3 protein-coding genes are annotated in these 17,012 nt (G+C 43.2%); all 3 read right to left on the reverse strand.

What is annotated here, in order from left to right; all coding sequences use genetic code 11:
• Positions 1-55 precede the first annotated feature (55 nt).
• The 3 genes from QUA43_RS19940 to QUA43_RS19950 all read right to left on the reverse strand — a co-directional run bounded on the left by QUA43_RS19940 (position 56) and on the right by QUA43_RS19950 (position 17,006).
• Positions 56-5,437 carry an AAA family ATPase gene (locus QUA43_RS19940; protein WP_333376032.1) on the reverse strand — a complete coding sequence of 1,794 codons (5,382 nt, stop codon included), beginning with the start codon at positions 5,435-5,437 and terminating at the stop codon, positions 56-58.
• A 173-nt stretch (positions 5,438-5,610) separates the two neighbouring features.
• Positions 5,611-11,475 (reverse strand): AAA family ATPase, encoded by a 5,865-nt coding sequence (locus QUA43_RS19945; RefSeq protein WP_333376033.1) that lies wholly within the window; start codon positions 11,473-11,475, stop codon positions 5,611-5,613.
• A gap of 74 nt (positions 11,476-11,549) precedes the next feature.
• The gene (locus QUA43_RS19950; RefSeq protein ID WP_333376034.1) at positions 11,550-17,006 is read right to left on the reverse strand and encodes an AAA family ATPase; all 5,457 of its coding nucleotides are present in this window, start codon (positions 17,004-17,006) and stop codon (positions 11,550-11,552) included.
• Positions 17,007-17,012: the final 6 nt, after the last annotated feature.

Consider the following 17,012-nt stretch of genomic DNA (forward strand, 5'->3'; position numbering starts at 1 on the left):
AATTAATGTGCGCCTCTATGTGTAAGGGTTAAAGGCGGCGATCGCATAATTAACTTCATCCGTTTGTAGGTAATGAGATCGCAAATTCAGTCCCTTGACCTAGTGCGGAATTTACCTCGATCGCACCCCCATGTTTCTCAACCACAATCTGCCGTGCGATCGCCAAACCCAATCCCGTGCCCTTACCCACACCTTTAGTTGTAAATAAGTGGTCAAAAATCTGACCTTTTATCTCATCTGATATCCCGGGCCCGTTGTCAGAAATGCGAATCGTCACCCACTCCTTAGAGTTTATTTCTGTCCGAATCGTGATGCAATGGGCTGGAGCTTTAATCTTCTCTAAACTCGGTTCCCGATTTGATTCTTCCAGTGCATCAATGGCATTTGCCAATATATTCATAAACACCTGATTTAATTGTCCGGGGAAGCAATCAACTGATGGCAAATTCCCGTACTCTTTCACAACTTCAATCGCTGGACGCTGTTCGTTCGCTTTCAATCTGTGTTTGAGAATCAAAATTGTACTGTTAATTCCGTCATGAATATTGAAAGGAACTTTGTAATCTTTGTCGGCTCGGGAGAAGGTACGAAGACTGGTGCTGATACCTTGAATGCGATCGCACCCGACTTGCATAGAATGCAACATTTTTGGTAAATCTTCTAAGAGATATTCGATATCGCTCTCTTCAGCTTTTTCTTCAATCTCCTCACCCGGACTGGGAAATTTTTCTTGATAGAGTTGCAAGTATTCTGTAATATCTTTGACAGCGGCGATCGCTTCATGAATATTGCCAGAAATAAATCCGACTGGATTATTAATTTCATGGGCAACCCCGGCCACTAAATTCCCCAACGCCGACATTTTTTCGCTCTGCACTAATTGCAGTTGTGATTGTTCCACTTGGTGGGCGTAGTCCTGCGCTTGCTGATACAATCGCGCATTTTCTAAGGAAATGGCAGCCTGAGTGCAGAGGAAGTTGAGGACGAGGAGACGATCGCGAGTAAACACTCCTTTTGTCGAGCTATGTTCGAGATAAAGTATCGCAACTAAGTTCCCGCGATCGAGAATCGGAGTACATAGCATACTCTGAGAGTGATACAGGAGGGTACAGTCATTCATTAAACCCGGAATCTCGGTCTTGCCACCTTCAATAACCACAGTTTCCAGGGTGTGTTTGACATAATAAATCAGCTTGAGCGGAATCACCGCCGAGCCATCTAGAGGTTGGGTTTGCAGTAGGGTTGTGGGTAACTCGTGATCTGGATTGATGTGAGTTATTGCCCGGAGTTGCCATTCATCCTGATGGGGGAGTAGCAAAGCACAAGTTTCTGCGCCCGAAGTTTTTAAAATAATTTGATTGAGGGTGCTGAGCAATTCATCAATCTGAATTTTACTGGATAAAGCTTGAGCAGCTTGCACAATAGATGCGAAATCAAGGGCATCGGAAATACTGGTGCTGCTGCTGGTGGAAGTGTGCGAAGAGTGGCTAATCGTTGCCAGGGTCTCTAGAGGATTAAAGCGAAGTTTGGGCTGATTCAGGATAGGCTGAAGTAATTGGGGATAGCTTTGTTCTAGGTGTTCAACTTTGGCTAGTGCACCCCAACGGGCATAACAGTAATATGCTTCCTGCATATAGCTGGCCGCGACTTTTTCTTTGCCCCATTCCCAGTAGAATTTTGCTGCGAGTTCGTTGGCTAACGCTTCTTCTTGGAGGTATTCGTTTTCTTTGGCTCCTGCAATAGCAAGGTCATAAAAGTCAATTGCTTCAGCTTTATTGCCTAAAACGCGATGTTGTTCTCCGTAAATCATATCGAGCTTATGTTGGTAATTTGCAGGCGCATAATGTGCCCATTTATGAATCTTCTCTACGTTGGCTCGAATTTTTTCAAGAAGGCTGCTGCTTTCAAATTCCGATGCGTCTCCTAATACGGCTAGTTGAGTAAGGGAATCGTAAAAATAAAATACCCCCACTACAAAATTAGCTGTCACGCCTCTTAAGTATGCTTCTGCTGTTCTTGCATTCTCAACTGCTTCAAAAAACTGATCGAACAAGTAGGAAAGAATTAGTTTATTAAAGTAAACGTAGAAAATAGCAGTTGCATCATTGGCTTGCTGGTGTAGTGGCAGCATAGTTTGCTCGTCATAGACATTCCCAATTAACCTGGATGGCTGTTCGGCACACTCGCTCAAATTCAAGATAGCTTGATGTAGAATCTGATTGAAATTCAAGGCATTTTTCTGCTTAATCTGAGCTAATGCTGCGTTGTAGCTGGTAATTTCCCCTTCCAGCACTGACAATTCATTGCCACCCAAGTAGGCATGGTAAGCATAAATGTAGGTAGACAGTGCGGCAAATTCTAAATCTCCTGTTTCCAGCCCAATTGCATAAGCTGATTGCAATGGTTCCAAGGTTTTTTGCACGGGTTCTCGCCAATGCCGGACATTCGCATTTGTTACAAATATCGTTCTGGCTTTAATCTCTTTAGCGTTAAGCCGATCTAGCAAGCTTAAAGCGAGTTGACCGAATTGATAGCCTGTCTCAATGTCTCCCACAACACCACAGAGAATTAAACCAAAGTAGCTGTAACTTGGAGCTGAGAGCGCCGTATTGCCATATTGAATTGATAAGTTGACTTGTTGCAGTACGACTAACGGCAGCAAGAACGGTGCAGCCTGGTAAGCACAGGGAGCCAAACTGCTGAGAATCCGCATAGTTGCCTGTTTGAAGGGATCGGTCATTTCTGGCAATGCAATCCAGTCTACAGGAGACCTACCAGCTAAAGCAGACAGGGTTGATTCTAGTTTGGCTTGAACATCAGACAGTTGCGGATTTTCAGGAAACTCTAACCCCAACAATTGCAAAACTTGCAGTCCGGTTTGTATGGCTTCTAGCAACTGATTCTGAGCCATACAAGCCTGCATTTTGACATTGTAAACTTCGATCGTGTCTAATAGGGCTGGAGATTGCTGTAAAACTACTTCAATCCACTGATCCATCTGTGCAAAATCACTGCTAAGATAGGCTGCTTCTACGGCTTCTTGATATATCGCCAGCGTTAGATTGTACTGACTATGCCAGCTATCAGTTGCCAACAGTTTAATACCTGTCTTTAGATAGTTTAATGCAGCTACATGGGCAGTAGATGCTTTCGCTTTCTGTCCTGCCAGTAGATTCAATTGGGCTAGTTCATATCGCTCAGATTGCTGATTGATTAACCCGACACCCATATTCAGTTGATTTACAATTTCAAATATCTGGTTGTTCCTTTCTTCGGTCGAATAGTTTTTAAACAAAAGTTGTCCGATCTTGAGGTGGGTTGCTTCCTTGTGTGCCGTAGGAATCAAAGAATAAGCTGCTTGTTGGACGCGATCGTGCAAAAAACGATAGGCAACGGTTTGAGTAGTAGCTTCAGAAATCGCCTGTTCGGCGCCTACATAAAATTTATAAACCCCACTTTGGGGAATAATCAGCCCTTCCTGTAAAGCTTTCCACAAAGCCGTTGCGGTTTCAGTTTCCGAACTCTCTAAAACAATTGCCAATGTTGCTAAGTCGAACTGGTTGCCAATACAAGCGCCTAATTTTAAAACCTCCTGAGTTTCTCTGGGCAACTTCTGCAACTGCTGCGCCATAAATTTCACTACACTATCGGTCAGTGCTGCCTCTCGAACTTTACTCATATCGCACTGCCAATGTCCCGATTGGAGATCAAAAGTAATTAATTCATCCTGATGCAAGGCTTTGAGAAACTGCGTTGCAAAAAATGGGTTTCCTTGAGTTTTTTGATAGACCAATTCTGTCAGTGGCTGTGCCAAATTAGGGGAACAAACTAGCGTATCTGCCACCAATTGATTTAAACTGATTTGGTCGAGCGGTGCTAATGTAATAGTGTTGAGTGTGGTTCCGGCTTTCCTCACTTCATCTAGGGTCAACATCAGGGGATGGCCGGGTGATACTTCATTATCCCGATAGGCTCCCAGCAGCAACAGATATCCCAATTGCGACTCATTGACGAGCAATTGCATTAACTTCAGCGATGCCGAATCCGCCCATTGTAAGTCATCCAAAAATATCACCAATGGATGCTCTTTTGTGGTGAAGACAGCAATGAATTTGTGGAAGAGCAAATTAAAGAGATTTTGAGCAGCCATCCCCGATAATTCAGGGGCTGGGGGTTGTGATCCAATAATCCGTTCTAGTTCGGGAATGACTTCAATAATGACTTCTCCGTTGTCACCCAGCGCTTCGAGAATTTGAGTTTTCCATTCTTGGATTTTGGCATCACTTTCACTGAGTAATTGTGCCATAAAATCGCGGAATGCTTGGACAAATGCTGAGAAGGGAATGTTGCGGTTGAACTGGTCGAATTTGCCTTTGATGAAATAGCCGCGCTGCCGGACAATCGGTTTATGCACCTCGTTGACTACAGCCGTTTTTCCAATCCCGGAAAACCCAGCGACCAGCATTAATTCTGATGTGCCATTTGCCACGCGATCGAAGGCATTCAACAGGGTTTGTACTTCTATTTCTCGACCATAAAGCTTTTCAGGAATCAGGAAGCGATCGCACACATCGCGCATTCCTAATTCAAAAGTTTCAATCTTTGCAGTTTCTTGGCACTGCTGCAAACACCTTTCTAAGTCATGCTTCAATCCCAAGGCACTTTGATAGCGCTTTTCGGCATTCTTGGCCATCAGCTTCATAACAATATCCGAAACCACCTGCGGGATTTCTTTGCTGTTTATTGAAGGAGGTTGTTTGGCAATATGGCAGTGAACCAACTCCATCGGATCTTCACATTCAAATGGCAGTTTTCCTGTCAGCAGTTCGTAAAAGGTGGCTCCCAGAGAATAAAAATCTGTGCGGTAGTCGATGCCTCGGTTCATTCGTCCAGTTTGTTCGGGAGAAATATAGGCGAGGGTTCCTTCTAAAACGTTGGGATTTTGAATTTCTTGAGTTTCTCTCGGCAGTAGGGAGGCGATGCTAAAGTCAATCAGTTTGACTTGTTTAGTTTCGGGATGTATGAGGACGTTAGCTGGCTTAATATCTTTGTGAATGACTCGATGCCGATAGAGTCCATTGAGAATGTCAGTTATTTGAATGGCAATTTCCAATATTTCTGCTAAAGTCAGCTTGCGTTCTTGGGCGTAGTCTCGCAGAGAAATACCGCCAAAATCCTCCATTACTAGGGCATAGCTGTGGCGATAGGAGTCCAAATTATAGGGTTGAACTACTCCAGGCAGACGTAGGTTTTTGGCGATGGTGTACTGGTTGCGGAATTGCAGCAGTTCGCTGAAGTTGGGATAGTCTCGATTTAATAGTTTAATGACAACCGGAAGCTGATCTGTTTCTCGAATGGCTCGATAAACTATGGTTCTCGAACCGCAGTATAATTGCTCAACTAGATGATATCCAGAAATTCGGTTTGTCAAATCCACTGCGGTACTCCTCTGGATTACTCCATCTCAGACATTGACTCTTGTAAATAAGTATACACTTTTATTGGTGGAGTCTGAGGAAAATAGAACTGCCAAATCCCCAACCGACCGACTCTACCGCTTTTATGATTGTTAACTTTTGAAGAGAAAGATCGCTATCTATCAAGATAGTCTTATCCTTTTATCGGCAATGAGATCGTAAACTCCGTCCCTTCTCCCCATACAGAGTTTACGTCGATTGTACCGCAGTGTTTCTCAACTACAATCTGCCGTGCGATCGCCAATCCCAATCCTGTGCCTTTCCCCACACCTTTAGTTGTAAATAAGTGGTCAAATATGTTGTGTTTGACTGATTCATTCATTCCCTTACCATTATCAGAAATGGTAATTTTTACGTGGTTATATACTAAGGAGGTTTGAATGGTAATGCGGTTGGGATTAGCCTTGATTTCTGCAAAACTTCGACCAGTATTTGATTCGTCCAACGCATCGATCGCATTGGCGAGAATGTTAATAAATACCTGGTTAAGTTGTCCGGGGAAACATTCAATCGCCGGAAGATTGCCGTAGTCTTTCACTACTTCAATGGCAGGCCGGTCATCGTTCGCTTTCAATCGATATTTAAGAATTAAAATCGTGCTGTCGATGCCCTCGTGGATGTTAAAAGCAACTTTGTAGTCTTTGTCAGCTCTAGAAAACGTGCGGAGGCTCGTGCTGATACCTTTGATGCGATCGCAGCCCAATTGCATCGAGTCCATCATTTTAGGCAGGTCTTCGATGATATAGTCTAAATCAATCTCGACCGCATGATCGGCAATGTTGGCAGCAGATGCTTGGCTGCGATACAAATCTAGATGTTCCGTTAAGTCTTGAACGGTGGATTTGGCTTCATATAAATTGCCGGAAATAAAGCCTATGGGGTTATTAATTTCATGGGCAACGCCAGCAACTAAGTTACCCAATGCTGACATCTTTTCGCTTTGAATCATTTGCAATTGGGTTTGCTGCAAGTCATATAAGGCTTGCTCTAATTCTTGAGATTTTTGGATAATGCCGGCTTCGGCACATTTGCGATCGCTAATATCCAACAATAATCCATCCCAAACCACAGTTCCATCCGCCTGTTGTTCAACTCGAGCTTCAGCGTGAATCCACTTGACAATCCCTGATGCTGTAATAATTCGTCCTGACCACTCCAAAGGAGTCAATGTTTGTATTGAGTCGAGAAGCGACTGCTCGTAACTGGCAGCATCATTTGGATGTATCATCTCCGTGAAAAAGTGCACATTGGCGATCGCCTGTTCTGGCGTGGCTTCCAACAAGTCGTAACACTCAGCACTGATGTAGGTCAGATATCTGCTTCGATCGGGAGTCCAGCAGGCTTGATAAACAACACCAGGAACATTATCTACAAGTTTCTCAAAGCGAGAGTTACTCTCACTCAATTTAGCGAATGACTGCTCTAGCTGTTGGGCAGAGGTTTGTGACTGCTCGTAAAGTCGGGCATTTTCCAGGGAAATTGCCGCTTGAGCGCATAACAGATTGAGCAGTTCGACGCGATCCCTAGTAAAAGCTCCAGTGACTAAGTTATTTTCTAGATATAAAATGCCCAACAACTTCCCTTGATGCAAAATCGGGCTGCACAAGATACTCTTAGGTTGGTGTTGCTGAATGTAAGAGTCATTAATTAATTGCGGATACACGGTGGCATTAAAAATTACCGCAGGTTTTAAGTTGCGTTTGACAGTATTAATTAAGCCAATTGGTACATTCTGTGACTCTTCAACAGGCTGTGGATTAGTCAGCATTGAAGAAAAATTAACTTTAGCATTCTCATTGTTATCTAAGCTTAGGCTTGCTAAGGCTCGAATCAGTAAATTATTTGACTCCTTCAGCATTAATACACACTTATCGGCTCCCGCATTTTCGATAACGATATGCAGCAAAGATGAAAGCAATTTTTCAAATTCGATTTCGCCAGAAAGAGTTTGAGAAGCTTTCAGAATGGCAGCTAAATCTAAAGCCACAGAGATATTGCTACTGCTGGAAGTAGCGGAACTGGTGGATGAGACATTCCCTAATCTAAAAATAGTTTCATTCGTGGAGAGAGGAGAATGAGTTTTTTGGAGGATAGGAGCAAGCAGTTGGGGATAGCGTTTTTCTAAGTCAATAATTTTGGCGGTCGCTCCCCAACGAGCGTAGCAATAGTAGGCTTCCTGCATATAAGCTGCGGCAACTTTTTCTTTGTTCCAGTCGAGGTGGAATTTTGCTGCTAACTCATTGCCGAGTGCTTCTACTTGGATATAGCCGCTGGTTTTAGCTCCATCAATTGCGCGATCGTAAGACTCAGCAACTTGCCAAGTTTGACTGAACTTGCTGGCTTTTTTTGCTTCTACTAGCTCATATTGATGTAGAAAATTTTCAGGGGCATGATTAACCCAAATCTTCATTTTTTGCTGGTTAGCATCCACTATTTTCAAGCATTCAATCTGTTGATTTTCCTCCAATTCCCGATATTGAGCTAGCAAAGAAAGTGAATAGTAGAAGTTATGTTCGCTGACAGCAAGTAATCCCGGTGCATTGCCAACATAAGATTCTGCTAATTTCAGGTAATTAACTGCTGCTTGATATTTACCAATTAAGTACGAAAACAAACCTCTAAGCACATACAAAAGAAAGAGAGGAGTAAAACTTTTACTGGCAATCAGGTCAGACTCTAACTGTTCAGATTCTTGAAAATATTCAGGCAATTCAAACTTACTAAAGTCATTTTCCTGCAAATTCAAAATAGTCAGGCGACCGATCTGAAGAATCGTTGTCGCATATTGATGCTTGAGTTGCGTTAGAACTTGCAAATAATCGTCAACTTTCTTCTCCAGTTCAGGCAAATGCACTCCCAAAAACACCAGACTCACGCAATAATGAATAATTGAATATCCACCATTCTCTATGTCTCCAGTTTCTAAGCCGCTAGAAAATCCCTGCACGCCAATTGCTAAATCTATATTTTCTCGCGCAGGTTTTTTCCAGTGTCGAATGCAGTTGCCAAATATGTTCAAAACCTTCGCACTGCATAGTTTAGCACCGACTTCTTCTAATATATCTACCGACATCTGACCCAATTGATAGCCCTGCTCGATATCTTCCATCGTCGCACAAAGGAGCATCCCATAAAGAGAATAACCATAAGGTGAATACTTGGAATTACCGTATCGAATCGAGAGATGAAGAAAGGTGTTAATAATTTCGATCAGTAATTGGGGTCGTTGCACGTAACCTGGACCCGTTAAGGCCATCAATACTTCCATTGCTGCTTCTTTATAGGGATCGGTCATCAGAGGAAGATTGATTAACTTCTCAACTTGAAGTTCGTGCTTTTGGGGTGGATTTGGTTCTAAATTGACGTTCAGTTCTTGCAGACAGAATAGTCCGACATCAAACACTTCATTATACATACATTGTACATTATACAACTGTAATTGGACGCGATATACGGGTACGCGGTCTAAGATAGAGGCTGATTTTTTGAGGGTAATATCAATCAATTCTTCCGCTTGCTTGTAGTTACCATTGAGATATTCAGCTTCCGAAATACTTGTATAGAGATGATGTGTCAGTGCGTAATTAGTCTCCCAACTCTCACTCGATAACAGCGTCTTACCTGTATTCAAATACTTGAGTGCTGCGTCATAAGCAGTTGCAACCTTTGCTTTTTCACCGGCCTTTAAGTTGAGTCGGGCAATCAATTCCCGTTCTGATTCTTCTTGCAGTAAATTCACCCCATAATTAATCTGATTGAGGATGGTAAAAATCTTCTCTTCCAGATTGTCTGAGGTGGTATTTCCCAGTAATAAGCGGCCAATTTTTAAGTGAGTAATCTGCCTTTGCTGTTCCGGAATCAAAAAGTACGCTGCTTGCTGAATCCGATCGTGCAAAAACTTATAGTAACATTGTTGGTTATTGGGGGTTGAATGTTGAGTGTCGAGTTCCAAGTTTTGATAAAACTTGTAGATTTCGCTCTGGGGTAAAATTAGTCCTTCTTGCAAGGCTTTCCACAACACGGTCGCTGTTTCTATTTCCGATTGTTCGGAAACAATTGCCAGTGTTGCTAAATCAAACTGGTTGCCAATGCAAGCGGCCAGCTTCAAAATGTTTTGCGTTGTGGTCGGTAACTTTTGTAGCTGTACTGCCATGAATTCTACTACATCATCGGTGAGTGCCAGCGATCGCACCTGCGCTACATCACACTGCCAAGCGTTTATCTCCCAGTTAAATGTAATCAACCCATCCTCATACAACGCCTTCAGAAAATGCGTCGTAAAAAACGGATTGCCCTTGGCTTTTTGATAGACTAACTCTGTTAACAACATTGCCCGTTCGATCGCACAATTCAAAGTGTCTGCAATCATAAGATTCACGTCAAATTGACTTAACGGAGTCAGCGCGATCGTGTTAACAATTGCCTTGGTTTTTTCGATTTCCTCCAACGCCAGCATCAGCGGATGGGCTGGAAAAACTTCGTTATCGCGGTAAGCACCAATAATGAACAGATAGCCCCCCTCTGCTTGACTCATCAACAGCTTCATCAAACTCAAAGATGCTGAATCTGCCCACTGTAAATCGTCCAGAAACATCACCAATGGATGCTCTGGCGTGGCAAACACCTCAATGAACTTGACAAACAGTAGATTGAAGCGATTCTGTGCCGCACTAGCAGTAAGTTCGATCGCCGCTGGTTGTTTGCCAATAATTTCTTCTAATTCGGGAATTACATCGATCAAGACTTGCCCGTTTTCACCCAAAGCAGACAGAATTTTGGCTTTCCACTGCTCTAACTGAGCATCGCTTTCAGTCAGCAGTTGGCCCATCAGATCGCGGAATGCTTGTACTAATCCAGAAAACGGGATATTGCGTTGAAACTGATCGTATTTGCCTTTGATGAAGTAGCCTTTCGATCGCACGATGGGCTTATGTACTTCATTGACAATTGCTGTTTTGCCAATCCCCGAAAAGCCAGTGACTAGCATTAGCTCAGATGCGCCATTGGCAACTCGTCCAAATCCTTGAAGTAGGGTTTCTATTTCCGCTTCTCGTCCATAAAGTTTGTCGGGGATGAGAAAGCGATCGCACAGATCCCGTCGCCCAATTTCAAAGTATTCAATCTGACCACTTTCTTGAAGTTGAGTTAAACAATTTTCTAAATCAAATTTTAGTCCTAATGCACTTTGATATCTATTTTCAGCATTCTTGGCAATCAATTTATTAACAATTTCTGAGAGAACAGGAGGAATTTTTGAATTAATTTCATGGACTAATGGCGATGCTTTGGCAATATGACAATGGACGATTTCCATTGGATCGTTGGAGTCAAAAGGTAATTCTCCGGTGAGTAATTCGTAGAAAGTGATTCCTAAAGAATAAAAGTCAGTCCGATAGTCCAGTCCCCGATTCATTCGACCTGTTTGTTCTGGAGAAATATAAGCCAGTGTCCCTTCTAACACATTGGGATTGAGTAGTGTTTGTGTTTCTCTGGGTAGCAATGATGAGATACTAAAGTCAATTAATTTGATTTCTTTCGTTTCCGGATTGATGAGAATATTACTGGGTTTGATGTCTTTATGAATGATGCGTTCACGATACAGTATATCTAAGGTATTGCAGAGGGCGATCGCGATCTGTAAAAACTCCCTCAAAGAGAGTTGTTTTTTTTCTTTCAGTGCCCATTCTTGAAGAGAAATACCCCCAAAATCTTCCATGACTAACACATAGCCATTTTGGTAGGCTTCTAGGCTGTAAGTTTGAATAATTAGAGGTGAATTAAGATTTTTAGCAATCGTGTATTGATTGCGAAACTGTACCAGTTCGCTAAAGGTGGGATAGTTGTTTTTTAGGAGTTTAACGATCGCAGGTAATTGGTCTGATGTACGGATAGCTCGATATACTAAAGTCCGACTTCCTGAATAAACGGTTTCAAGAATTTGATAGTTAGGAATTTGAACTGTTGTGGGAGAGTTGGTGTTTTTGTGATAGTTATTCATGACCGTTTTTATTTGAGAATTGATGGGTGAGTCATGGGTTAAATGAGTCTGGATGCTAGGGAAAATTAACGGCTTTATTCTGCCGTGAAAGGTAAAGTGATGATAAATTCAGTTCCTTCTTCTAGTATCGAGTTAACGTGGATGGAACCGCCATGTTTTTCTGTAACGATTTGTTGAGCGATCGCCAATCCTAACCCCGTGCCTTTACCAACGGCTTTGGTTGTAAATAAATGATCAAATATTTTGGCTTTAACTTCTTCACTCATCCCTCGACCATTATCAGCAATGGTAATTTTTACCTCTTGATTGTCCCCGGAAGTTTTAATGGTAATCCGATTATGGTTAGCCTTGATTTGGGCAAAACTTTGACCTGTATTTGACTCATCTAAAGCATCGATCGCATTGGCGAGAATGTTCATAAACACCTGGTTAAGCTGTCCGGGGAAGCATTCGATATCGGGAATATTGCCGTAGTCTTTCACTACAACGATTGCGGGTCGCTGATCGTTGGCTTTCAATCGATATTTGAGAATTAAGATCGTGCTGTCTATGCCAGAGTGGATGTTGAAGGGCGCTTTGTAGTCTTTGTCGGCTCTAGAAAACGTGCGGAGGCTAGTGCTGATACCTTTGATGCGATCGCATCCCAGTTGCATCGAGTCAATCATTTTGGGCAAATCTTCGATAATATAGTCTAAATCAATCTCTTCGGCATGGTCGGCAATCTCTGTTTCTAGGGCGCGATCGCGATAGAGGTTGAGATGCTCCACTAAGTCTTGAACTGTGGATTTAGCTTCATTCAAATTGCCAGTTAGGAAGCCGACGGGGTTATTAATTTCATGAGCAACGCCAGCAACTAAGTTGCCCAATGCCGACATCTTTTCGCTTTGAATCATTTGCAATTGGGTTTGCTGCAAGTTTTGTAAGGCTTGTTCTAGCTGCTGGGCATAGATTTGTGACTGCTCATAAAGTCGGGCATTTTCTATAGAAATTGCCGCTTGAGCGCATAACAGATTGAGTAATTCGACGCGATCGCTCGTAAACGCTCCCTTGGCTAAATTATTTTCTAGATATAAAATGCCCAATAATTTACCTTGATGCAAAATCGGGTTGCACAAGATGCTCTGAGGCTGTTGACGCACAATATACGGGTCATTCGCTAAAGTCGGCTCGGCCGTCGCATCCAGCAGCACAACAGTCTGCCGATTGTGCTTGACTTTGTAAATCAGCTTCAGGGGAATGTCCTGGCTATCATCAACAGGAAGGCTTTGCAACACAACTGGCTGCGTCCCTATAGTAATTGACCCTTTAATCAGCAGGCGCGAGTCTCGCAAGAGCATTAACACGCATTTATCAGCCCCCGCATTTTCGATGACGATCGAAAGCAACGATGCCAGCAGTTTTTCCAGTTCGATTTCGCCTGAGATAGTTTGGGAAGCTTTGAGAATAGCGGCTAAATCTAAAGCTACAGAGATACTGCTACTACTGGATGTGGCGGAACTGGTAGAGGTGACACTCCCCAATGTAAAGATAGTTTCGTTAGTTGAAAGCGGAGAACGGGTTTGCTGTAATATTGGCGCAAGCAGTTGGGGATAGCGTTGTTCTAAGTCGGCGACTTTGGCTTTTGCTCCCCAACGGGCATAGCAGTAGTAAGCTTCTTGCATATAGCTGGCGGCGACTTTCTCTTTCCCCCAATCGAGATAGAATTTAGCTGCAAGTTCATTTGCTAAGGCTTCTTCTTGAATGAAACCGTTGGCTTTAGCGCCCGCAATGGCCCGCTCATAGCCATCAATTGCCTCTGAGATATTGCCCAAAGCTCGACATTTTTCTGCTGCCAAGAGAGCCACCTTGTGCTGGTGATTCATAGGGGCATTCTCTGCCCAGGTTGATAGGTTAGCGTGATGCTGTTCCGCTAAAGCAAGTAGTTGTAACTGCTCATCCTCAGACTTACCTGCTACCACCGCTAAATAGGTTAGCCCCCCATAAAAATGCAAGGCGGGAATATGCAGCATTCCGACAATACTACCTAAATATTGGCTAGCTTCATTGAGATATTCAACAGCCTGGTTATAATCACCAAACAAATAAGCCAAGATCAGCTTGTAGGTGTAAGCAATGCCAAAGCCTGTTAGTTGCTTATTTTGAAGGTACTGTGGAAATATTTTCGTCTCGTCATAAGCATCTCCAATCAAGAGAGTTGGTTGATGGTTTTTTTCAAGCAAGCGCCCAAATAACTCTTGGTTCATTTTTAAGTAGGCTAGGGCATTATCCTGCTTTAGTGAAGCAATGACCGAACAAAAATGAGCGATTTCTGATTGAAGGGCAGACAATTCCTTGCCAGCATAGAAACAAGCATAAAAATAGTGGGCCATACAATAGCCTAAATACAAAAAGTCACCGATTTCTATTCCTACTAAATATCCCTGCTTGAGCAAAGCAGCCATAGAAGTCATAGATTCTTTTTGATGCTGGACACAGGCAGAAAAATGAAGGATTGTCAGACACTTGTACGCTTTTGTATTGAGCCGATCGATTAAAGTTAAAGCCATTTTCCCCAAGCGATAGCCCCGCTCGACTTGACCCAAGCCCGTCGCTAAGACCAAGCCATAGGTAGCATAGCCAACACTCGAAACAGGAGCATTGCCAGACTGGAGCGACAGGCTCACAATGTTCGCACAAACAAAGGGCAGAAATGCGGGTTTAGCTATAAATACCATTGGCATGATCGTTCCCAGCAGTTCCATGACAGCCATCATGGTCGGGTCAGTCATTGCAGGCAAGTTGACCAAATCCTCAATGACTTTCCCCTCTAGCGCGACTTCCACATTTTGTATGGTTTGTTGGGTTAGGCTTGGTGTGATGTCTGAGGGAAATTCTATCCCCAATTGAGTGACGGCTTGAGCAGCAATGGCGATCGCATCCGCCAATTGATTCTGAGCCGTCAACACCCTGATTTGCACCATATAAACAGGCACTTTATCCAAAACCGTCTGAGCCTTATCCAAAACCTGTTGAACTTGGGCGATCGCTTCCTCAAAATCAGCCTTTGAACAGGCCACATCTGCGGCGATCTCATGGAGTTTTAAGCTCAACTCATACTGAGTTTGCCAACTATCTTCCGAGAGTAATTCCAGTCCCACCGTCACCAAGTCTCTCGCCACACCGTAAGCGGTTGCCTTTTTCGCTTTTTCGATCGCAGCTAGATTTAGTCGAATCAAAGACTCACGTTCGGCTTGATGACTTAGCAACCCACGACTTAGATTTAGATGACTGACAATATCAAATAACTTCTCCTCTCGCTCTGCTGCTGACAAACGAGTTTGGAGTAACTGACCCATTTTGAGGTGAGTGGCCTGTTTTTGGTCTTCAGGAATTAGTGAGTAGGCGGCCTGTTGCACGCGATCGTGGAAAAAGCGATAGTGAATTTGCTCCGAAATCTCTTCACTCAGGGATCGATGCTCCTGGGTTTGATTATCATCCAAATAAAACTTATAGATTTTACCCTCCGGCACAATCAGCCCCTCTTTGAGCGCAGACCACAAAGTCAAGGCTACTTGAATTTCGTCTTGTTCTGAAACAATCGTCAAAGTCTTGAGGTCAAATTTTGCCCCAATACAAGCGGCAAATTTAAGCTGTTCTTGGGTGGTAACGGGCAGTTTTCGTAACTGCAAAGCCATGAATTCCACCACATCATCGGTTAAGGCTGCATCCTGTACCTGCACTAGGTCGCATTGCCAGTGACAAACCTCCCGGTCAAAAGTAATTAGACTATCTTGATGTAATGCCTTAAGAAATTGGGTCGCAAAGAACGGATTGCCCTGGGTCTTTTGTATGACCAGGTTGGTTAAGGGCTGCACAGCGCTTTGTGAGGCTTGAAAAGCATCAGCAATTAGGTGATTGAGGCTATCAGCACTCAAGGGACTGAGGGTGAGAGTTTCCAGGGTAACATCGGCATTTTCTAGGGTCTTAACTGTCATCAAAAAGGGATGGCCGGGAAATACTTCATTATCTCGATAGGCTCCTAAGACTAAGAGACATTGAGAGTGAGATTGGGCTTCCGTCAACAAACTTTGCATGAGGTTCAAGGAGGCGGAGTCAGCCCATTGCAGGTCATCGATAAAGATGACTAGGGGATGTTCTACCTTCGCAAAAACCTGAATAAAGTTTTGGAACAGGAGGTTAAAGCGATTTTGGGCGGCCTCACCAGAAAGTTCTGGAGTGGGAGGTTGTGACCCAATAATCCGTTCGAGTTCAGGAATCAAATCGATGAGGACTTGACCGCTATCTCCTAGTGCTTTGAGCAGGTTTTCTTTCCAGGTTTGTAACTGCCGATCGGATTCTGAGAGTAGTTGATTCATCAAATCTCGCAGTGCTTGGACAAAGGCTGACAGGGGAATGTTGCGGTTGAATTGGTCGAATTTGCCTTTGATGAAGTAGCCTTTTTGCTGGGTAATGGGTTTGTGGACTTCATTGACTACGGCGGTTTTGCCAATCCCAGAGAATCCCGCCACTAGCATGAGTTCTGAGCTGCCTTGGGAAACGCGATCGAAGGCTTTAAGTAATGCTTGAACCTCAGTTTCTCGACCATAGAGTTTCTCAGGGATGAGGAAGCGATCGCATACATCCCTTCGCGCAATTTCAAAACTCTGAATTTCACCAGTTTCTTGAAGTTGAGTTAGACATTTTTCTAAGTCAAACTTCAATCCCAAAGCACTTTTATATCTATCTTCGGCATTTTTTGCCATCAATTTGCTGACAATTTTTGATAGTACAGAGGAAATTTCCGAGTTAATTTCATGTATTAATGGCGAGGCTTTGGCAATATGAGAATGTACCAACTCCATTGGATCATTGGATTCAAAAGGTAACTTTCCGGTTAGTAATTCAAAGAAGGTAACACCCAAAGAATAAAAGTCAGTCCGATAGTCAATTCCCCGATTCATTCGGCCTGTTTGTTCTGGGGAAATATAAGCAAGTGTCCCTTCTAAGACATTGGGATTGATTAGTGTTTGTGTTTCCCTTGGGAGTAGAGACGCAATACTAAAGTCAATTAATTTGACTTGTTTAGTTTCGGGATTAATTAAAATATTGCTGGGTTTGATGTCTTTATGAATGATGCGATCGCGATACAATATATCTAAGGTGTTGCAGAGGGCGATCGCGATTTCTAAAAACTCTCTTAATGAGAATGCGTTTTTCCCCGAACCCGCCCATTCCTGAAGAGAAATACCCCCAAAGTCTTCCATTACTAACGCATAGCTATTCCGATAGGGTTCTAGACTATAGGTTTGGATGATTCCAGGTTGAAAAAGGTTTTTAGCAATGGTATATTGATTGCGAAACTGTACCAATTCGCTAAAGGTAGGATAGTCGTTTTTCAGGAGTTTGATGACGACAGGTAATCGATCGTGGGTACGGATAGCCCGATATACTAAAGTTCGACTTCCTGAATAAACTGTCTCGACAATTTGATAGTTGGGAATTTGAACGGTTGTGTGAGGTTTGCTGGAGGAGTCAGAGTTATTAATGGTCATAGTTTT

It is taken from the genome of Microcoleus sp. N9_B4 (assembly GCF_036701635.1).
Taxonomy (GTDB): domain Bacteria; phylum Cyanobacteriota; class Cyanobacteriia; order Cyanobacteriales; family Microcoleaceae; genus Microcoleus.